General features: G+C 65.1%; 21 protein-coding genes. 15 read left to right on the top strand and 6 right to left on the bottom strand.

From position 1 onward, the window contains the following. The first annotated feature begins 26 nt into the window (after positions 1 to 26). Both grpE and ACZ5AC_RS16795 read left to right on the top strand, forming a co-directional pair. Positions 27 to 572, top strand: coding sequence for a nucleotide exchange factor GrpE (grpE, locus tag ACZ5AC_RS16800; protein ID WP_464248715.1), 546 nt, complete (start codon positions 27 to 29; stop codon positions 570 to 572). 2 nt (positions 573 to 574) lie between these two features. Further along, positions 575 to 940, top strand: a complete 366-nt coding sequence (locus ACZ5AC_RS16795) for a CoA-binding protein (protein ID WP_464248714.1) — start codon at positions 575 to 577, stop codon at positions 938 to 940. 41 nt (positions 941 to 981) lie between these two features. Here ACZ5AC_RS16795 and ACZ5AC_RS16790 read toward each other — a convergent pair whose 3' ends face one another. The 6 genes from ACZ5AC_RS16790 to glgP all read right to left on the bottom strand — a co-directional run bounded on the left by ACZ5AC_RS16790 (position 982) and on the right by glgP (position 7,755). After that, positions 982 to 1,866 carry a rhomboid family intramembrane serine protease gene (locus ACZ5AC_RS16790; protein WP_464248713.1) on the bottom strand — a complete coding sequence of 295 codons (885 nt, stop codon included), beginning with the start codon at positions 1,864 to 1,866 and terminating at the stop codon, positions 982 to 984. Further along, positions 1,863 to 2,651, bottom strand: a complete 789-nt coding sequence (locus ACZ5AC_RS16785; RefSeq protein ID WP_464248712.1) for an ElyC/SanA/YdcF family protein — start codon at positions 2,649 to 2,651, stop codon at positions 1,863 to 1,865. The genes ACZ5AC_RS16790 and ACZ5AC_RS16785 overlap by 4 nt, the downstream gene beginning before the upstream one ends. Further along, positions 2,648 to 3,712 (bottom strand): chorismate synthase, encoded by a 1,065-nt coding sequence (gene aroC, locus ACZ5AC_RS16780; protein WP_464248711.1) that lies wholly within the window; start codon positions 3,710 to 3,712, stop codon positions 2,648 to 2,650. Before aroC ends, ACZ5AC_RS16785 begins: the two co-directional genes overlap by 4 nt. A 25-nt stretch (positions 3,713 to 3,737) precedes the next feature. Beyond that, the gene (locus tag ACZ5AC_RS16775) at positions 3,738 to 4,343 is read right to left on the bottom strand and encodes a TrmH family RNA methyltransferase (RefSeq protein ID WP_464248710.1); all 606 of its coding nucleotides are present in this window, start codon (positions 4,341 to 4,343) and stop codon (positions 3,738 to 3,740) included. 73 nt (positions 4,344 to 4,416) lie between these two features. After that, a complete protein-coding gene (locus ACZ5AC_RS16770; RefSeq protein WP_464248709.1) occupies positions 4,417 to 5,163 on the bottom strand; it encodes a TlyA family RNA methyltransferase in 747 nt (248 codons plus the stop codon). Between the two features lie 3 nt (positions 5,164 to 5,166). After that, positions 5,167 to 7,755 (bottom strand): alpha-glucan family phosphorylase, encoded by a 2,589-nt coding sequence (gene glgP / locus ACZ5AC_RS16765; RefSeq protein ID WP_464248708.1) that lies wholly within the window; start codon positions 7,753 to 7,755, stop codon positions 5,167 to 5,169. A gap of 74 nt (positions 7,756 to 7,829) precedes the next feature. Here glgP and dut point away from each other — a divergent pair, with 74 nt between their 5' ends. The 13 genes from dut (at position 7,830) to ACZ5AC_RS16700 (ending at position 20,179) form a co-directional block, all read left to right on the top strand. Further along, positions 7,830 to 8,306: a dUTP diphosphatase gene (gene dut / locus ACZ5AC_RS16760; RefSeq protein WP_464248707.1), complete on the top strand. Its 477-nt coding sequence runs from the start codon at positions 7,830 to 7,832 to the stop codon at positions 8,304 to 8,306. A 21-nt stretch (positions 8,307 to 8,327) separates the two neighbouring features. Next, on the top strand, positions 8,328 to 9,521 hold the full coding sequence (locus ACZ5AC_RS16755) for an acetylornithine/succinylornithine family transaminase (RefSeq protein ID WP_464248706.1): 1,194 nt from the start codon (positions 8,328 to 8,330) through the stop codon (positions 9,519 to 9,521). 269 nt (positions 9,522 to 9,790) lie between these two features. Next, positions 9,791 to 10,519 carry an amino acid ABC transporter ATP-binding protein gene (locus ACZ5AC_RS16750; protein ID WP_464248705.1) on the top strand — a complete coding sequence of 243 codons (729 nt, stop codon included), beginning with the start codon at positions 9,791 to 9,793 and terminating at the stop codon, positions 10,517 to 10,519. A gap of 41 nt (positions 10,520 to 10,560) precedes the next feature. Then, positions 10,561 to 11,373 carry an ABC transporter substrate-binding protein gene (locus tag ACZ5AC_RS16745; protein ID WP_464250626.1) on the top strand — a complete coding sequence of 271 codons (813 nt, stop codon included), beginning with the start codon at positions 10,561 to 10,563 and terminating at the stop codon, positions 11,371 to 11,373. An 84-nt stretch (positions 11,374 to 11,457) separates the two neighbouring features. Continuing rightward, complete coding sequence (locus ACZ5AC_RS16740) at positions 11,458 to 12,159, top strand: amino acid ABC transporter permease (RefSeq protein WP_464248704.1); 702 nt, start codon at positions 11,458 to 11,460, stop codon at positions 12,157 to 12,159. A gap of 9 nt (positions 12,160 to 12,168) precedes the next feature. Beyond that, on the top strand, positions 12,169 to 12,906 hold the full coding sequence (locus ACZ5AC_RS16735) for an amino acid ABC transporter permease (RefSeq protein ID WP_464248703.1): 738 nt from the start codon (positions 12,169 to 12,171) through the stop codon (positions 12,904 to 12,906). Beyond that, positions 12,896 to 13,750 (top strand): 50S ribosomal protein L11 methyltransferase, encoded by an 855-nt coding sequence (gene prmA, locus ACZ5AC_RS16730; protein WP_464248702.1) that lies wholly within the window; start codon positions 12,896 to 12,898, stop codon positions 13,748 to 13,750. Before ACZ5AC_RS16735 ends, prmA begins: the two co-directional genes overlap by 11 nt. Beyond that, a complete protein-coding gene (locus ACZ5AC_RS16725; protein ID WP_464248701.1) occupies positions 13,747 to 14,409 on the top strand; it encodes an endonuclease III domain-containing protein in 663 nt (220 codons plus the stop codon). Before prmA ends, ACZ5AC_RS16725 begins: the two co-directional genes overlap by 4 nt. 55 nt (positions 14,410 to 14,464) lie before the next feature. After that, positions 14,465 to 15,562 carry a murein hydrolase activator EnvC family protein gene (locus ACZ5AC_RS16720; RefSeq protein ID WP_464248700.1) on the top strand — a complete coding sequence of 366 codons (1,098 nt, stop codon included), beginning with the start codon at positions 14,465 to 14,467 and terminating at the stop codon, positions 15,560 to 15,562. 88 nt (positions 15,563 to 15,650) lie between these two features. Next, positions 15,651 to 16,922 carry a S41 family peptidase gene (locus tag ACZ5AC_RS16715; protein WP_464248699.1) on the top strand — a complete coding sequence of 424 codons (1,272 nt, stop codon included), beginning with the start codon at positions 15,651 to 15,653 and terminating at the stop codon, positions 16,920 to 16,922. Positions 16,923 to 16,988: 66 nt separating this feature from the next. Then, entirely contained in the window at positions 16,989 to 18,311 is a 1,323-nt protein-coding gene (locus tag ACZ5AC_RS16710) for a divergent polysaccharide deacetylase family protein (protein WP_464248698.1), read from the top strand. A gap of 74 nt (positions 18,312 to 18,385) precedes the next feature. Further along, the gene (locus tag ACZ5AC_RS16705) at positions 18,386 to 19,732 is read left to right on the top strand and encodes a sensor domain-containing diguanylate cyclase (protein WP_464248697.1); all 1,347 of its coding nucleotides are present in this window, start codon (positions 18,386 to 18,388) and stop codon (positions 19,730 to 19,732) included. Positions 19,733 to 19,861: 129 nt separating this feature from the next. Continuing rightward, positions 19,862 to 20,179, top strand: coding sequence for an IscA/HesB family protein (locus ACZ5AC_RS16700; protein WP_464248696.1), 318 nt, complete (start codon positions 19,862 to 19,864; stop codon positions 20,177 to 20,179). Positions 20,180 to 20,182: the final 3 nt, after the last annotated feature.

The raw sequence follows: 20,182 nt of genomic DNA, 5'->3' as shown, positions 1-20,182 counted from the left end.
AATATTTCAAGGATCAGGAGTTTTTCATGTCCAAAAAGGAAAGCGAAGGCCTCGGCCCCGAAGAAGTTCAGGCCGAAACCCCCGTCGAAGAAATCCAGGAACCGACCCTGGAAGAGAAATACGCCCAGGCCCTGGCGGATATCGAAGAGTTGAAGAAGGAAAACCTGCGCGTCCTGGCCGACGGCGAGAATTTCAAGAAGCGCCTGACGCGCGAGAAGGAAGAGTATTTCAGGTTCGCCACGTCGGCCATCCTGGAGGAGATCATCCCGGTCATGGACAACCTGGACCTGGCCCTGGCCCACGGCCGGCAGGCCGAAGCCTGCAAGGACTTGGTCACGGGCGTGGAGATGACCATGAACATCTTCCTCGACACCATGAAGCGTCACGGCCTGGTGCAGATCGCCGCCGTGGACGTGCCCTTCGACCCCGCCGTGCACGAGGCCATGGGCCAGACGGAGCGCGACGACCTGGACGAGAACACGGTCTGCCAGATGCTGCAGAAAGGCTATATGCTGAAGGACAGGCTGCTGCGTCCGGCCAAGGTCATGGTCAGCCGCAAGGCGGGGGCGTAGCCATGGCCGAGCGAGTCGCCGTGCTCGGGGCCAGCCACAAGCCCGAGCGCTATTCCAACCAGGCCGTGCGCATGCTCAAGGAGTACGGGCACGACGTTGTGCCGGTCACGCCTGGCCGGGCCGTCATCGAGGACCTGCCCGTGTCCCCGGACCTGGGCAGCATCGAAGGCCCCGTCGACACCCTGACCCTCTACGTCGGCCCCGAGCGCAGCGCCCAGCTGCAGGACGCCATCCTGGCCCTGAAGCCGGGACGCGTCATCCTCAACCCGGGCACGGAATCCCCGGCCCTGGAACAGGCCCTGGACGCGGCCGGCATCCCCTGGCAGCACGCCTGCACCCTGGTCCTGCTCAGGACCGGCCAATTCTGACCCGCCCATGACCTGCGGGGGGCCGTCCCCCCGCGCCGCTTTCAGAACCCGCCCGGACCCGCCAGGGCCTTCGTCCAGGCCCAGAACGTCAGCACGGCGCCAGCCGCGCCGGCCATGGCGTTCAGCCAGACCTTCCAGCCATGGGCCCCCCGCCAGTCCCCGACCAGCAGCCCCAAGGGCAGCCCGCACAGGAGGCCGAAGAGGTGCGCGCCGAGGTCCACCCTCTCCTCGCCCGCGCCGAGCATGGCCAGGAAACCGAACCCGAAGCCCAGGGCCAGCAGCAGGACCTGGGCGCGGGACTGCCGCTGCGCCCTGCCCGCGCCACCCGCCAGGACCCCGATGAGGCCGAAGACGCCCGTGGACGCGCCCACGCTCAGGTGATCCGGGGCCTGGGCCCAGGCGTTCATGGCGTTTCCGAGGCTCCCCGAAAGGAGGAAAAGGGCCCAGGTCAGCCCCGAACCGATGCGCCGTCCGAGCATTGAGGCCAGCACGGCCAGGGCCGCGGCGTTGGACAGCAGATGCCCGGCGTCGGCGTGCAGGAAAAGGGCCGTGACGCACCGCCACCACTCCCCGCCGAGGATCAGCCCGGCGTCGGCCCGTCCGGCCATATGCCAGGTCATGCTGCGGCCCAGGCCCCGGCTGTCGAGCCAGACCGTCGCGACCACGAAGAGACCCACCACCAGAAGCGAGACCCAGGAATTGTCGGGCAGGGGCGCAGGCACCACGCGCGGCCTGTTCTCGCCCTCGTAGGCCATGATCTCCTTCACGGCCAGATGGGCCAGGGCAGGCGCCACGAGGAGCCGCCCCCCTTCGGCGCGGTTCAGGAAGCGGCGGCTGGATAGGACCAGGGACCAGGCCCGAAGCAGCGCCTTGTCCGGGTTGTCCCTGCCGGTGCACAGGGCCAGGGTGGGCAGGATGTCGATCACGGCGCGCCCAGGGACACCTGCCCGCGCACGAAGGCCCAGGCCAGGCCCAGGTACTCGTGCACTGCCATGTGGCAGGTATGGATATTCGAGGGATAGGGCAGGAAATATTCGGGTTCGCCCTTGTACCGCCAGTAGGCCGGGGCCGGGATGGGCGAGAGGCCCGCGTTCTCGAAGAGCTTGACCGCGCGCAGCATGTGCGAGGCCGTGGTCACCAGGACGAAGACGTCCTCCCCGACCAGGCCCTTCACACTCTGCGCCTCGTCATGGGTGTCCAGGGACTGGTCCGCGAGGACGATGCGCGTCGGGTCGAAGCCCAGGCCCGCGGCCGCCGCGGCCATGACCTGGGCGCTGGTCTGCTCGTCGCGGTATTTCCCGCCCGAAAGTACGAGAATGGACCCGGGAAAGCGATGCGCCACACGCAGCCCTTCCGTCAGGCGGTACAGGGCGTCCTCCCCGAGCATGGCCCCCGGCGGCAGGGAGCGGTCCGTCCAGTGCCCGGAGCCCAGGACCACGACCCATTTGACTGCCTTGCCGGCCACCTGCGGACTGGCCAGGTCCAGGGCGGGGTAGGCCCTCTCCAGCGGGCGGATCAGGAAGCCGGAGACGGAATTGAGGCACAGGGAGTAGAGCAGGACGGAGCCGATGACGAAGGGGGCCAGGGCTTCCCGGGAGCGGCGCAGGAGGATGTAGGCCAGCCCCAGGGCGAACAGCAGCAGGCAGACCGTGAGCGGCATGAAGGCGAGTCCCAGGGCCTTCTTCAGCACGAAGCCCACGGGCACGCTCATCCGCCCTGACCCATGCGCCGCTGCAGCAGGACCATGTCGGCCAGGGTCAGGCGGACCATGGCGGCCAGCACCGGGACCACGCGCGGGATGGCGCAGATGTCGTGGCGGCCGCCGACGCGGATGGTCCTCTCGGCGCCGAAGCGGTCCACGGTGCGCTGCTCCAGGGCGATGGACGGGATGGGCTTGACGGCGGCGCGGACCACTATTTCCTGGCCGCTGGAGATGCCGGCCAGGATGCCGCCGGCGTTGTTGGAGGAAAAGCCCGGGGCGCCCATGGCGTCGTTGTTTTGGCTGCCGAGCATGCGCGCGGCCGCGTAGCCCGCGCCGATCTCCACGCCCTTGACCGCGCCGACGCTCATCAGAGCCGCAGCCAGCCGCGCGTCGAGCTTGTCGAAGACAGGCTCGCCCAGTCCGGCCGGCACGCCCGTGGCCCGGATCTCGACGATGCCGCCCAGGGTGTCGCCCTGGCCGGCCACTTCGCGCACGCGCTCCTCCCAAGCCGCCACGACGCCGCCGTCGGCGGCGAAGAACGGACGCTCACCGGCCCCGGCCAGATCTACGCAGCCCGCGGCGATCCCGCCGAGTTCGACGGTCCCGGCCATGACGCAGATGCCGAGCGTCTCCAGGAAAGCCCCGGCCACTGCCCCGCCGGCCACGCGGGACACGGTCTCGCGGCCCGAGGACCGCCCGCCGCCGCGGTAGTCGCGCAGGCCGTACTTGGCCGTGTAGCTCATGTCGCCGTGGCCGGGCCGAAAGACGTCCTTGATCTCCCCGTAATCACGTGAGCGCTGGTCCGTGTTCTCGACCATGAAACCGATGGACGTGCCCGTGGTCCGGCCCTCGAACACGCCCGACAGCAGCCGGATGCGGTCGGGCTCGGAGCGCGCCGTGACGGCGATTCCGCCCTGCCCGGGCCTGCGCCTGTCGAGTTCGGCCTGGATGGCCGCCTCGTCTATGATCACGCCCGCCGGGCAGCCGTCGACGACGCCCCCCAGGGCCGGTCCATGGGATTCTCCGAAGGTCGTCAACCGGAACACGGTGCCGAAAGTGTTTCCCGCCATCTCGTCTCCAGGGGCCTGGCCCCGGCTAGTAGTCTTTGCCGCGCTTGCACCATTCGGCGTATATGGCCTCGAACCCCTCATCGTCCAGGCTGCTCTGCCCGTACATCCCCGCGGCCCGGCGCTGGCGCATGGCCTCGTAGAGGATGACCGCGGCGGCCACGGAGACGTTCAGGCTCTGCACCATGCCGAACATGGGGATGAAGATCTCGTCGGGCACGTGGGCCTTGACGTCGGGGTCCATGCCGCGGTGCTCGTTGCCGAGGATGACGGCCGTGGGCCTGGTGAAATCGATGTCCATGATGGGACGGGCCGATGGGCTGAAGCCCGTGCCCACGATCTGCATGCCCCCGGCCCGAAGGCCTTCGACCATGGTCCCGGCGTCGCGGTGCCTGGTCAGCTCGACCCATTTCTTGGCCGAGCCCGAGGAACTGTTGGCCAGAAAGGGGAACTTCTCCTTGGTGTAGTAGAGGTGCACGCCGAACACGCCGAAGGCGTCGCAGCTGCGCAGGATGGCGGACACGTTGTGGGGGTCGTGGATGTTGTTCAGGACCAAGGTCAGGTCGTGCTGGCGCTGGGCCAGCACGGACTTGAGGCGCGCCTTGCGGCCGTCGGTCAGATATCTGTCGGGCATGTGTGCATGGTGGTTGAGGTTGAACCGGCAGGGCAGCTTTTACCCGGAACCGCCCCCGTTGGCAAAGCCGCGGTCAGCGGCGGAGGTGGAGCAGGTATTCCTGGTTCCCCTTGGGGCCCTTGATGCCGGCCGGGACCACGCCCAGGGGCACGAGCCCCAGCTCGTCGCGGGCGAAGTCCTGGACCTGGGCCACGGCCGCGAGCTGCATTTCCTCGGACCGGACCACGCCCTTGACGGCGTGCTCGGGCCCCAGCTCGAACTGCGGCTTGACCAGGGCCAGAACCTGGCCGCCCTCCTTGAGGAACTGCAGGCACGGCGGCAGGATGAGCCGCAGGGAGATGAACGAGCAGTCGGCCACGACCAGATCCACCTGCTCGGGCAGCAGGTCGGGCGCGGCGTGGCGCAGGTTGACCCGCTCCATGTTGATCACGCGCGGGTCCTGCGTCAGCTTCCAGTGCAGCTGCCCGTGCCCCACGTCCACGGCGTAGACCCGCGCGGCCCCGAACTGCAGCAGGCAGTCCGTGAACCCGCCCGTGGAAGCCCCGGCGTCCAGGGCGACCATGCCCGTCACGTCCAGCCCGAAACGCTCCAGGGCCGTAAGCAGCTTGTAGCCACCGCGGGACACGAAGCGCTCGGACTCCTTCAGTTCCAGAACCGCCGTGCGCGGGATCTGCTGCCCCGGCTTGGCCACGGGGGTCCTGGATGCGCCCAGGACCAGCAGGACCTGCCCGGCCATGATCAGCCGCTTGGCCTTCTCGCGGCTCTCGGCCAGGCCCTGCTCGGCCAGGACCACATCGGCCCGCTCCATGCCTTTGGCCACGGGCTACGCCTGCCCCTGGGACGAGTGCTCGTCGGCCCAGTAGATGAGCCCCAGGCTGTGGGCGTCGCGCAGCAGCGGATGGTTGGGCAGGATGCGCACGGTGAAGCCGAACTTGCCCGTGGCCATGGGCATGGCCTTGCCGCGGTAGACGTACCAGCCGTCAACGGTGCGTTCCTCGGGGCTCATGGGGAAGGTCGAGCGGCTGGCGAAGCCCCCCGTGTGATCCAGGGGCCCGGTGTAGATCTCGACCCGGATGTCCTCGATGGACAGCCCTTCGACCCGGACCTCGGCGCTGACGCCGAGGCTCTCGCCGACGAACATCTCCAGGGAGGTGTTGCACTGCACGTTGCGGATGTCGAGGTTCCCCCAGTGGGTCAGCAGGTTCATGCGCCACTCGGCCAGGTCCATGGCCGGACGGTAGCCGTCGACCGCGAGCTTGCCGTAGCTGATGCTCGACGGCAGGTAGGCCCGCTTGGTGTACTCCTCGACCATGCGGTGCCCGTTGAAGACCGGCCCCAAGGATTTGAGGGCCTGCTTCATCTTCTGCACCCAGCGCCGCGGGAAGGAGCCCTGGGCCCGGTCGTAAAAGAGCGGGATGAGATCCTTCTCCAGGATGTTGTAGAGGGTCTGGCTCTCGACGAAATCCTGGTATTCCACGTCGTCGTATTCCTCGGCGTTGCCGATGGCCCAGCCCACGCTGTTGTCGGGCCGCCAGGCCTCGTCCCACCAGCCGTCCAGGGTGCTCAGGTTCAGCACGCCGTTGGCCATGGCCTTCATGCCGCTGGTTCCGCAGGCTTCCAGGGGACGGCGCGGGTTGTTCAGCCACACGTCGCAACCCTGGACCAGATAGCGCGCGACCTGCATGTCGTAGTCCTCGAGGAAGACCATGGACAGGCGGCACTCGCTGGACTGGCAGAGGCTGACGAGGTCCTGGATGATCTTCTTGCCCTCGTTGTCGCGCGGGTGCGCCTTGCCCGCGAAGACGAATTGCACGGGCCGGGCGGGATCGGCGACGAGGCGCTTGAGGCGATCGGCGTCCTTGAGCAGCAGGTAGGCCCGCTTGTAGGAGGCGAAACGGCGGGCGAAGCCGATGGTCAGGGCCTCGGGGTTCAGCACGTTGTCCGCAACCTCGAGCTCCCAGCTCCGGCCGCCCCGTGACATGATCTGCTGCTGGAGCCGTCGCCGCACGAAGTCGACGAGCCGCTCGCGCAGGCGTTCGTGGGTCCGCCACAGCTCGATGTCGGGGATGGACCCGAACTTCTCGCCCACGCGCTCGCAGTCCGGGTCCTCGCGCCAGGACTGGCCGAGAAAGCGGTCGTAGAGCACGGACATCTCCGGGGCCACCCAGGTCGGGAAGTGGATGCCGTTGGTCACGGAGCCGATGGGCACGTCCTCCTCGGGGTACTGGGGCCAGACCTTGGACCACATGTGGCGCGAGACCTTGCCGTGCAGGCGGCTGACGCCGTTGTTGAAGCGCGACAGGCGCAAGGCCAGCACCGTCATGCAGAAATGCTCGGCGTCGTTGCGGGTGTCTTCGCGTCCCAGGGCCAGGAAGACCTTCCAGGACAGGCCGAGGTCCGACGCGTACTCCTGGAAGTACCTGGACATGAGCTCGGGCGGAAAGCGGTCGTTGCCCGCGGGAACCGGCGTGTGGGTGGTGAAGACCGAACTCTGGGCCACGACCTCCAGGGCCGCCTCGAAGGACAGGTTGCGGTCGGCCATCAGGGCGCGGATGCGTTCCAGACCGGCGAAAGCCGAATGCCCCTCGTTCATGTGGATGACCCGCGGTGAAAGGCCCAGGGCCCCCAGGGCCTTGATGCCGCCGATGCCCAGCAGGTACTCCTGCATGAGCCGCATCTCCAGGTCCCCCCCGTACAGCTGGGAAGTCAGTTCCCTGCGCTCCGGGGAATTTTCGGGAAGGTTGGTATCCATGAGATAGAGGGGCACCCGCCCCACTTCCACGCGCCAGATGCGGAAATAGAGGGGCTTGCCCTGCATGTAGATGCGCACCTTGAGGGGGCATCCGTCGGTGTCGAGAACCGGGAAAAGGGGCATCTGCTCGAAATCGTTGGCCTGATACCGCTCCTGCTGCCAGCCGTCGTGGGTCAGGTACTGCCGGAAGAAGCCCCTTTGGTAGCACAGGCCGATGCCCACCAGGGGAATGTTCAGGTCGCTGGCCGACTTGAGATGGTCACCGGCCAGGACGCCGAGGCCCCCGGAATAGACGGGCAGGCACTGGGCCAGGCCGTATTCGGCGCTGAAGTAGGCCACGACGGGCCCCTCCTCCTGCGCTTCGAGGCCCGTCATGGGCCCGCGCCGGGACACGTACTTCTCGAACCCCGCCACAATGGTTGACAGACGATCCAGAAAGAATTCATCCTCCCCCAGTTCTTCCAGAGTGCTCTGGGGCAGGTGGTTCAGAAACCAGACCGGGTTGTGCTCGCTCTTCTCCCACAAGTCCCTGTCGATCTGGGCGAAGAGGTCCTCGATCTCGTGCTGCCAGGAGAAATAGAGATTGGCGGCCAGCCGCTTGAGGGGCTGGAGCTTCTCCGGAAGCTTGGGTACGACCGTATACACATGCATTGGCTGCATAATTCCCCCGTATTGAAAATGTGACGCGTTCCTGCATGCGTCCGCTTCGACTGCTAGCATGCCAAGGAGAAGAAATGAATCCCTGTGCCGGAAATGTCACGGTTGAGGTCAAAGTCCGTTTCCTTTCGGAAACCTGCCCGCCGGAGAAGTTCGCCTACGCCACTGAGGGCTCGGCGGGCATCGATCTGCGGGCCTGCATGGCGGAAGCCGAGGTCAAAATTCCCCCGGGGGGACGGCACCGATTCCCCACGGGCATCGCGGTGGAATGCACGATGCCGGGAGTGGCCGGCTTTGTCTATTCCCGCAGCGGGCTGGGCACCAAGGACGGGCTCGTGGTCAGCCAGGGCGTGGGCGTCATCGATCCCGACTATCGCGGCGAGATCCTGGTCAGCCTGCTGAACACCTCGGACCAGACCCGCACCGTGACCCGCGGCCAGCGCATCGCCCAGCTCGTGTTCCAACCCATCGTCCGGGCCATCATCGTTGCCGAGCAGTCCCTCACGGAGACCTCCCGCGGCGCCGGAGGATTCGGGCACACAGGTTCCCTCTGACATCATCACCAGGAGTGCGACATGAATTCCGAAGAAATACAGAAATGCGACGCGGCGGCCCTCTGCCGGACCTATGCACGCTACCCCCTGGCCGTCAACCGCGGACAGGGCACCAGGCTCTTCTCCCCCGAAGGCAAGGTCTACACCGACCTGCTGGCCGGCATAGCCGTCTGCAACCTGGGACATTCCCACCCCGAACTGGTGGATGTCATCTGCGCGCAGGCCAAGAAGCTCATCCACGTCTCCAACCTCTTCTACCAGGAGGAGCAGGTCGAACTGGCCAAGAAGCTTATCGGGACGTGCCACCTCGAACGCGTCTTCTTCTGCAACTCCGGGGCCGAGGCCAACGAGGGCGCCATCAAGCTGGCCCGGCGCTACATGCGCGAGGGACGGGGCCAGGAGCGCTACGAGATCATCACCGTCACGGGCTCCTTCCACGGCCGGACCCTGGCCACCCTCACGGCCACGGGCCAGGACAAGATCAAGACCGGCTTCGGCCCCCTGCCCGAAGGGTTCGTGACCGTGCCATTCGGTGACCTCGACGCCATGAAGGCCGCCATGAACGACCGCACGGCCGCCGTGCTCATCGAGATGATCCAGGGCGAAGGCGGGGTCAAACCGCTGCCCGAGGACTATGCCCGGGGGTTGGCCGCCCTGTGCTCCGAGCGGGGCGTGCTGCTCATGATCGACGAGATCCAGACGGGCGTTGGCCGCACCGGAAAATTCTGGGCCCACCAGCATCTGGGCCTGCGGCCCGACGTGGTCACCGTGGCCAAGGGGCTGGCCGGCGGCCTGCCCATGGGCGCGGTCATGTGCACCGAGGAGGTCTCCAAGGGCTTTCCCCCCGGCAGCCATGGCACGACCTTCGGCGGCAACGCACTGATCTCGGCCGTGGCGAAGAAGGTCATCGAGATCATCGAGCGCGACGATCTCTGCGGTCGCGCAGCACAGCTGGGCGAACACCTCCGCGGCAGGCTCGCGGCCGTCAGGGAGAGGTTCCCGGAGCGCATCGCCGACGTGCGCGTGCACGGAATGATGGTCGGCATCGAACTGACCGCCCCCGGGGCGGACGTCTGGAGGGCGCTGCTGGACAAGGGTTTCGTCCTCAACCTGACCCAGGATACGGTCCTGCGCCTGCTCCCACCGCTGGTCATCACCGAGGAGGAGCTTGACGCCTTCGCAGACGCCCTGGAATCCGTCCTGGCCACAGTCTGATTTCCAAAATTGTCACCGATTCGGCCAAGGAACTCCGGTTCCTTGGCCTTTTCTTTACGCCCTGCCCGCAGAACCAGCCACAACACCTTGACATTCCAGCAGTCCGCAATCCCGGACCTCGCCTGATCCACCGGCTGAAAAACATCCCGAACGGCTTTCCACCGCGCTGATTTGACAAAAAAGCCATGGCCAAATAGGGTTTCTTGCTTCCATCGTTGCCCCTGGGCATCGCCAAACCGCATCAACCCCGATCACGACAGGACCCATGCATGCCCATGATCGAATTCCGCAATGTCAACAAATGGTTCGGTGACTTTCACGTCCTGAAGAACATCAACGAGACCGTGGAGAAGGGAGAGGTGCTGGTCATCTGCGGGCCCAGCGGATCCGGCAAGTCCACCCTCGTGCGCTGCGTGAACCGCCTCGAGGACGTGGACAACGGCGAGATCGTCATCAACGGCCGCGACATCACGGACAAATCCCAGGACCTGAACGCCCTGCGCGCCGAGATCGGCATCGTCTTCCAGCAGTTCAATCTCTATCCTCATCTGACGGTGCTCAAGAACATCACCCTGGCCCCCATGAAGGTCAAGAAGGTCTCCCAGGACGAAGCCGAGAAGACCGCCCTGCGCCTCTTGGACCGGGTGGGAATCGGCAACCAGGCCCACAAGTACCCCGTGGAACTGTCGGGCGGCCAGCAGCAGCGCGTGGCCATCGCCCGGGCCCTGGCCATGCAGCCCCAGATCATGCTCTTCGACGAGCCCACCTCGGCCCTGGACCCGGAAATGATCAACGAGGTGTTGAACGTCATGAAGAACCTGGCCCGCGACGGCATGACCATGCTCTGCGTGACCCACGAAATGGGCTTCGCCCGCGAGGTGGCCGACCGCGTCATCTTCATGGACCACGGCGAAATCCTGGAGCGCGGCACACCGGAACATTTCTTCACCAATCCGGAGCATGAGCGGACCAAGGCGTTCCTGAGAGAAATTCTCTAGACCCATAAAACCTGCAACGTGAGGAAAGTGTCATGACGAAAATGTGGAAAGTGGCATTGTTGATGGTTGTCGCCTCGTTCTTCCTGGGCCTGCCCGGCGCCTTCGCCGGCAAACTGGACGACATCAAGGCGCGCGGAACGCTGATCGCCGGCGTCAAGGACTCCCAGCCGCCCTTCGGCTACGTCGACGAGAACACGAAGCAGCTCGTCGGCTTCGAACCCGACATCTGCGCCGCCCTGGCCGCCAAGCTCGGCGTCAAGCTTGAACTCAAGCCCATAACCTCCGCCACGCGCATCCCCATGCTGGAGCAGGGCGCCATCGACCTGATCGCGGGGACCATGACCCACAAGATCGAGCGCGAAGAGAAGGTCGACTTCTCCATCACGTATTTCCCGGCCGCCCAGAAGCTCCTGGTCAAGAAGGACTCGGGCATCAAGTCCGTGGCCGACCTGGCCGGCAAGAAGGTCGGCTCGGCCAAGGGTTCCACCTCCGAGCAGAACGTCAAGAAGGCCCAGCCCGCCTGTGAAGTCGTGTCCTTCGAGACCTACCCCGAGGCCTTCCTGGCCATGAAGCAGGGCAAGGTCGTGGCCGTGACCACCGACGCCCCCATCCTTCTGGGCATCCGCAACTCCGACGAGAACCCGGACAACTTCGCCATCGTCGGCGAGGACATCGCCGCCGAGCCTTACGGCATCGGCCTGCCCGAGAACGACTCCGACTTCCGCGACTTCGTGAACATCACCCTCATGGAGATGTGGAAGTCCGGCGAATACCAGAAGCTCTACGACAAGTGGTTCGGCGAGAAGACCAAGTTCTACATCCCGCTGACCTGGCAGATGGAAATCTGGCCCTAAGCGGCAATTCCCGACGAAGAGTGCGGCCATCCCAGACGGGGTGGCCGCATCCCCACGATCACCCCGAGACCCGCACAGGCGCGCATGAATTACAAGTTCAACTGGGCACTCATCTTTTCCGGCGAATACGGCAGGTGGTTCATCGACGGCCTGTCCGTGACCCTGCAGCTATCAGGGCTGTCCATCATCCTGGCTCTGCTCATGGGCACGCTCCTGACCGTGATGCGCCTTTCCAGGGTCAAGCCGCTGGTCTGGTTCTCGGTGGGCTACATCGAGTTTTTCCGCAACACGCCCTTGGTGGTCCAGATATTCTTCTGGTACTTCGGCTCGGACCCCATGCTGCCCGGTTTCTTCAAGGAATGGCTCTACAGGCAGAACATCGAGTTCGCCACCGGCGTCATCGCCCTGAGCACCTACACCGCGGCCTTCATCGCCGAAGAGCTGCGCTCGGGCATCCTGTCGATCCCCAAGACCCAGCTCGAGGCCTCGCGGGCCACCGGCCTGAGCTTCATGCAGGCCATGGGTCACGTCATACTGCCCCAGGCCTTCCGGATCATCATCCCACCGCTCATCAGCCAGTTCCTGAACCTCATCAAGAACTCCTCCCTGGCCATGACCATCGGCGTCATGGAGCTGACCTACATGGCGCGGCAGGTGGAGGCCCACACCTTTCACGGCTTCGAGGCCTTCACCGTCTCGACGCTCATGTACCTGTCCCTGTCGCTTCTGGTCTCCCTGGCCATCAACCAGTACAACAAACGCTGCCTGCGCGTGAGCAGCCGCTAGGAGGGGGGCATGGACGCATTCGTGACCTGGTTCGTCGGCCTCTTCTCCAACTGGGGAGTGGTCTGGAAAAATTTCGACTACCTGCTCTTCGGGGCCTACCCGCAGGGGCCCCTGGGCGGTTTGGCCATGAGCATCATCATGGCCGTCATCGGCATCTTCGGCGCCTTCTGGATCGGTCTGGCCGTCGGACTCATGCGCCTCTCCAAGAAGCCGTGGCTGACCTGGCCGGCCTTGTTCTACATCGAGGTCATCCGCGGCACGCCGCTTCTGATGGTCATCTTCTGGTTCTATTTTTTCGCGCCCATCCTGATGGGTCACGCCGTGCCCGAGACCGAGAGCGCCATCGCGGCCTTCATCGTCTTCACGGGGGCCTACGTGGCCGAGATCGTCCGCGCCGGCGTCCTGGCCATCCCCAAGGGCCAGACCGAGGCCGCCCGCGGCTCGGGCCTGTCGCACACCCAGACCATGATCCACGTCATCCTGCCCCAGGCCTTGCGAAACATGATCCCGTCCTTCGTCAACCAGTTCGTGTCCCTGACCAAGGACACGTCCCTGGCCATGATCATCAACGTCAACGAGCTGACTCTCTCGGCGCGGCACATCTACACCCGGACCATGAAGGCGCCCATGGAGATCTTCCTGGCCATCGCGCTCCTTTACTTCGTCATCTGCTGGGTGCTGACCGCCTTCAGCCGCAAACTCGAGCGGAGCATGTCCCGCTATCAGGCCAGAACAAATGGAAAATAAGCTCACCCGCCTCGACATCTCCTACGCCCCGGAGAGGGACGACCTCGTCACCGCCCTGCTGTACATGCACACGCCCTGGGGCTGGCAGGACGAAGGCCTGAAGGACAGTCTGCGCCGGCTGACCGTGCACTTCGACCGCCCGGAACAGTCGGCCGAGACCGAGGCGGCCCTGCTGGACGCCTGCCCGGACGTCACCCTGGAAACCACGTCCGTGGACAACGCCGACTGGAACAGCGCCTGGAAGAAGTATTTCACGCCCATCCCCGTCGGCACGCGCTTCGTGGTCGTGCCGTCCTGGCTCAAGGACGAGCCGCAGAGCGCACAGCCCATCGTCATCGAGCCCAAGATGGCCTTCGGCACGGGCCACCACCAGACCACGGCCCTGTGCCTGGGCGCCCTGGACACGCTGACGTCCGAGGGAGTCATCGCCGCCGGGCAGTCCTTCCTGGACCTGGGCACGGGCTCGGGCATCCTCGGCATCACCGCCGCGAAGCTCGGCCTCGCGGGCCTGGGCCTGGACATCGACCCCGTGGCCGTGGACAACGCCCGGGAGAACGCAGCCCTGAACGCCGTCGAAGACCGACTCGAACTCGGCGTCGGAAGCATCGATTCCATCGCCGCCGGCCGACGCTTCGACTGCATCCTGGCCAACATTCTGGCCAACCCGCTCATCGACATGGCCGAGGACATCGTCGGCCGCCTGGCCGCGCCTGGCGTGCTCGTCCTCTCGGGCATCCTGCGCGAGCAGGCCGACCGCGTGGCCGAGGCCTACATGGGCCAGGGACTGCCGGCCCCCGAGATTTCGTTCTCGGGCGAATGGGCGCTGCTCGTCTTCCGGACATGAAACGCCGGGGCCTGCTGCTGGCCTACTACGACGCCATGGCCGAAGCCCTCGGCCCCAGCCGCTGGTGGCCGGGAGACACCCCCTTCGAGATCGCCCTGGGCGCCATCCTGACCCAGAACACGGCCTGGTCCAACGTGGAGAAGGCCATCGCCAACATCCGCGCAGCCGGCCTCCTGGGCGCCCGCGCGCTGCGTGACCTGCCCGTTGCGGAACTCGAAGAGCTGATCAGGCCGGCCGGGTTCTTCCGCATCAAGGCCGCCAGGCTGCGCAACTTTCTCGATTTTCTGGAAGACGCCTGCGACCTGAACCTGGAGCGACTGCGGGACGCCGACACCCTGGCCCTGCGCGGATCGCTCCTGCGGGTCTCGGGCATCGGGCCGGAGACCGCCGACTCCATCCTCCTTTACGCCCTGGGGCACCCGACCTTCGTGGTCGACGCCTACACCCGCCGCATCCTCCACCGCCACATGATCGTTCCCGAGGACGTCGGCTACGACGAGCTGCGGGACGTCTTCATGGACGCGCTGCTCCCGGACACGGCCCTCTTCAACGAGTTCCACGCCCTCATCGTGCGCACGGGCAAGACCTGGTGCGCCAAGAAGGAGGGAAAATGCCGGACCTGCCCCCTGTCCCGCTTTCTGGAGCCCCAAGCCCCTTGACCTGGGGTGGAAAAAGCATCATCGCAAACCGATGAAACGGCCGTCACCACTCCCTGTGCTGCGCGTTTGCGCCGTCGCGCTCCTGGTTCTGTGCGCGCTCCTTGCGCTCTCGGCGCCCGCCTTCGCATCCCTTGAGGACGAGGTGTCGGCCAAGAGCAAGCAGCTCGCCGAACGCAAGAAGGCCATCGAAAGCCTGACGGCCAAGGAACGCAGCCTGCACAAGGACCTGGCCAAGCTCGAGGACTCCTTCAAGGAGGCGGCCGCGAACCTCGACAAACTCCAGAAGGAGCTCGCCGTCCTCAAGAAGGAGCAGGACGAGGGCGCGAAACGCCTGACGGCCCTACTGGCCGAGCGGGAGAAGACATCGCAGCGGCTCGCCGAAATGATGCAGACGCTGTGGCCCATCTATCTCAAAGCCCGGGAAGAGGGCTTCGCGTCACCCGAAGAGTGGGCCGAGTCCAACCGCCGCGGCGAATGGCTGACGGCCCTGTATCGTCAGGCCCAGGCGCTGCGGGAGGAGATCGAGCGCCAGAGCCAGACCGTGGCCGACGAGCAGTCCGCCCTCGACCAGAAAGCGGCCGGAGTCGCGGCGCAGGTCGAGAAGATCAAGGCCTCGCGGGCCGAGCTCGACAAGCGCAAAACGCGCTTCGAGAGCCAGCTGGCAGAGGTGAGGACGCAGAAGAAGCAGGGCGAGAAGGAGATCCAGGGCCTCATGGGCTCCATCGCCAACCTTCGCCACCAGATCAGCCTGCAGTCCGAAAAGAAGATCTCCAAGCTCCAGGGCAAGCTGGAGTGGCCGGCCAAGGGAAAACGCGTGGTGTCCTTCAACCCCGACGGCAACCCCGCCAGCAACGGCATCGGCCTGGCCGTCCCGGCGGGCACGCCCGTGCGCAGCGTGTCTTGGGGCAAGGTCGTGCACAACGACCAGCTGCGCGGCTTCGGCCAGGTGGTCATCGTCTTCCACGGCGAGGACTACTACTCCCTCTACGCCTTCCTGTCGGACGCCCCCCTGCCGGTCGGTCGGGAGGTGGAGAAGGGGCAGCAGATCGGGGTCTGCGGCTTCTATCCGGCCGCCAAGGGTGACGGCCTGTATTTCGAATTGCGTTTTAAACAGAAAGTCATTAATCCGTTGAAATGGTTACAATCGGGGTAAACCCGCTGTCAGGCCCGCCGGCCCGCACGACAACCGTTGACGCCCCGTGAACAGAACATTTTCCCGTCAATCCCTCAGGGAGGACATCATGCGCCTTAGCCATCTCCTTGGCACGATGGTTCTTCTGGCCGCCCTCTGCGGCACCGTCTCATCCAGCCAGGCCCGCGACACGGACCACTACCAGGCCCTGAAGCAGTTCAGCCAGGTTCTCGACCTGATCGAGAAGAACTACGTCCAGGAGGTCAACCGCACGGACCTCATCCACGGCGCCATCGAAGGCATGCTCAACTCCATCGACCCCCACTCCACCTTCATCGACCTCGACAAGTTCAAAATGATGCAGGAGGAGTTTCAGGGCGAGTTCGGCGGTATCGGCATCCAGATCGGCGTGCGCGACAAGCGCCTGACCGTCATCGCGCCCATCGAGGACACTCCCGCGGACAAGGCCGGCCTGCGTGCCGGGGACATCATCATCGAGATCGACGGGGTTTCGGCCCTGGACATCTCCCTGGAGGAGGCCGTGTCCAAGATCCGCGGGCCCAAGGGCAAGGCCGTGGAGCTGACCATCCTGCACAAGGACTCACAGGCCCCCGAAAAGGTCACCATCGTGCGCGGCACCATCCCGCTCATCAGCGTCAAGACGAGGGAGCTGGAGCCCGGCTATCTGCACGTCCGGCTGACGGATTTCAAGGCCAACACCACCGAGGACCTGCATCGCAAGCTCGGCGAATACACCGCAAGCAAGGAACTCAAGGGCATCGTGCTCGACCTGCGCAACAACCCCGGCGGCCTTCTGAACCAGGCCATCTCCGTGACGGACACCTTCCTGCGCGACGGTCTCATCGTCTACACCCAGGGCCGCGATCCCAAGAGCCGCAAGGACGAGACGGCCACGAAGCAGTCCACCGACGTCAACTGCCCCGTGGTGGTGCTGATCAACTCCGGTTCGGCCTCGGCCTCGGAGATCGTGGCCGGCGCCCTGCAGGACCGCAAGCGGGCCATCCTGATCGGAGAGAAAACCTTCGGAAAGGGATCCGTGCAGACCATCATGCCCCTGTCCGACGGTTCGGCGGTCAAGTTGACCATCGCCCTCTACTACACACCGAACGGGCGCTCCATCCAGGCCGAAGGGATCGATCCCGACCTGGAACTGCCCTTTGTGGCCGCGGCGGAAAATGCCGAGGAAGGCGCCGATTTCAGGGAGTCCAACCTGGCCAAGCACCTGGACAACCCCAACGGCGACAGCCAGCCGGGGGCCGTGGAGACCGACGTGAAGGATGCCCTGGCCAAGGACAACCAACTGCGAGTGGGCCTGAGCATGGTAAAATCCCTGCCGCGGTTCATGCAGCTCACCAACTGATCATACCGATCGCCATGACGAGACGTCGGGGCGGCACTGGCCGCCCCGACGTTTTTCCGAAGACCAATGCCCCCGAAAAAAAGAAAAGGGAAAAAAGCTCCGGCCGGCTTCCCGAAACTCTCCCTGTTCAGAGCCCTCCTCTGGCCATGCATCATCCTGGTGACCGGCCTGAGCCTGTTTCTCGCGCTGCGCCTGCCCCTGCGCGCCCCCGAATCCACGAGCCCCGGACCGCAGGCGTCTCCAATGGAACGGCCCGCTCCTGTCCAGCCTCCGGTGGAACCGGCGGTCCCGACCACGCCGGCCGCACCTGCACCTTCGCAGGAGCGCGGCGCCCCCAAGCCTTCCGAACAGGCCACAACCCAGGCCTACGAAGCCCAGACGGACGATTTCGACACCAGGGTCCGCAACGTCGACCTGGCCATCCTGCTGGCGCTGGAATCGGCGGGCGGCCGGGACATCGTCATGCGCCACAAGGCCGTGGAAGCGCGCGTGCACAACGGGCAGGAATTCTTCTACCAAAACCTGACCGTTTCACTGGGCCAGGATGTCTTCGATTTCCTGGCCCGCCTCAAGCAGAACATCTCCCAGCTGGAGCCCCAGGCCTCGCTGGCCACGGTCGACGGCAACCCGCGGGACCTCGAGATCTCCATTCTCGGCGAACCCACGCACCACCTCTTCCTGCCCCTCACGCTCCCGCCCGAAGCGCCGGAACCGGACGAACCCGTCGCCGCGGCCCCGAAGCTGGTCATCGTCATCGACGACCTCGGCGAGAGCATGGCCGCGGCCAAGCGCCTGGCCGAACTGCCCTTCAAGGTCACCTTCTCGGTCCTGCCCCACAACACCAAGGCCAGGCAGGTGGCCGGCCTGGCCAGGCAAGAGGGCCTCGAACTTCTTCTGCACCTGCCGAGCGAACCCGACGGCTACCCCAAGACCGCCGACTCCGGTCCCGGCACGCTGCGCACGAACATGTCCGAAGCGGCGCTGGAACGGACCCTTGTCGACAATCTCTCGCGCCTGCCGGAAGTCGACGGGGTCAACAACCACATGGGTTCGAAACTGACCCGCGACGCAAAAGCCATGACCGTTGTTCTGGCGCATCTCAAAGGACGCGGGAAGTTCTTTCTGGACAGCCTGACCACCCCGAAAAGCAGCGTGCGCGAGGTGAGCAGAAAACTCGGCATGCGGTACTACAGGCGCCACATCTTCCTCGACAATTCAGCGACGGAGCATGCCATCCTCCTGCAACTGCGCAAAGCGGAATCCCTGGCCAAGCGCACCGGAGTGGCCGTGGCCATAGGACATCCCTATCCCGCCACCCTGTCCGCACTGGAAACATGGGCACGGACCCGCGACAAGGGCGTAACCATCTGCGCCATCAAAGACATTTGACAAAGAAAGGCTTTTTCTCCAATGGAAGTAAGATATTCGTAAAGTCATATTGACGTACCCGCAGGAGTGACGCCATGGAATCGCAGACCGCTTCTTCGTGCATTCAAGTCCTTCTTGAGATAGCGCGCGGGACTTCGCATCGGGCCAGCATCCAGAAAACGTTGAGCGACATCTGCGGAAGCGTGGAACGCTACTTTACCCCCCGCCATCTCGCCGCCCTGCTGGTGGAACCTGAAACAGGCGACCTGACCTTCAGCCACGTGTCCGGCGACAAGGCCGAACTCCTCGGCGGCAAGAAGCTTCGCAAGGGAAAGGGCGTCGCCGGATGGGTCGCCAACTGCGGCGAACCGCTCCTCGTCGAGGACGCCGACAGCGACTCCCGCTTCCCCGCACTGTTCCTGACGGCCAAAACCAAGGGCTGCAAAAGCCTCATGGCCGTTCCCCTCAAAAGCGGCGACACGGTCTACGGCGTCCTCGAAATGATCGACACCCGCAGCGGCGCCCCCTTCACCCCGAAACACCTGCAGGATTTTTCGGCCATGGCCGAAATAACCTCCCTGGCGCTGGAGAAGGCGTACTACTTCCAGGCCATGAAGCGCATGGCCGAGACGGACCTCCTGACGGGCCTGGCCAACAAAAGGACCTTCGACCGCCACATGGAGCGCGAGATCGAGGTCTGCAAGCGCTACGGCATTCCCACCAGCGTCGTGCTGCTGAAAATCGAAAACCTGCGCAAGCTCAACGAGGACCACGGCACGATCACCATCGACCGGGTCCTGCAGCTGATGTCCACGGTCCTCAAGGACGAAATCCGCAAGGTCGACGTAGCCTGCCGCATCAGGTCCGACACCTTCGCCGTGATCATGCCCAATACGCTCAAGATGCCGGCGATCGATGTCGGACATCGCCTGAGCGCCAAAATCTCCCAACAGTCCGCCGCGCGCCAGATGCCCTACTTTTCCCTGGCCCAGGAAACCCTCTCGGCGGTGCAGGACGATGTGGCGCCGGTGCTCGGCATCTGCGATTCCTGCCGGAACGAGCCGCAGGGCTTCCGCAAGTTCCGCGACGTCGGCTCCAACCTCTTCCAGATGTTCAGCGAGGAAAAGCAGGCCACCGAACGCCGCCAGTACTACCGCAAGGACGTCCAGCTGGCCGGGAGCTTCACCAACACCGAGACCGGCGAGGCCGGAGATTTTCTCGTGGAGAACGTCTCCCTCAACGGCCTGGGCTTCACGACGCTTCTGGGGCACCGCCTTAACAGGAACGAACTCCTGAACGTCACCTTCCGCCTCGACGACTCGCGACGCTCGGAGATAAGCCGCGTGGTTCGCGTACGCTATATGAGCGACCGCTACGTCGGATGCCAGTTCACGGACCAGAAGAGCTACGACACCGATCTGGGCTTCTACCTCATGCGCTGACTTCCCCTCTCGGGGAGAAAAAAACGGCGGCCGGACATGCGCATGTCCGGCCGCTTTCTTTTAGGGCCCTCCTTGACAGGGCGGAGCCGATTATTAAAGATTCCTCTATTAATTAAATAGGAGGCATCTATGTTCAATATCCAACCGACTGCCAAAGAGCAGTTGGACGAGCACTTCAAAGGCAAGGACAAGGAACCCATCCGCATATACCTGGCGTCCGGATGCGGCGGCCCAAGGCTGGGCCTGGCCCTGGACGAGCACAAGAACGGCGATCAGGTCTTCGAGATCGACGGGTACTCTTTCCTGATGGAAGAGGCGCTGTTCGAGCAGGCCAAACCGGTGACGGTCCTCTTTGACCAGAATACGGGATTTTCCGTGGAATCGAGCATGGTCTTCCCCGAAGGCGGGGGCTGCTCGTCGTGCGGCTGCGGCGGAAGCTGCGGCTAGGCT

The sequence above is a fragment of the Desulfomicrobium aestuarii genome (assembly GCF_055385525.1).
The sequence above is the reverse complement of the archived record's forward strand: the minus strand, read 5'-3'. Positions and strand labels throughout refer to the sequence as shown.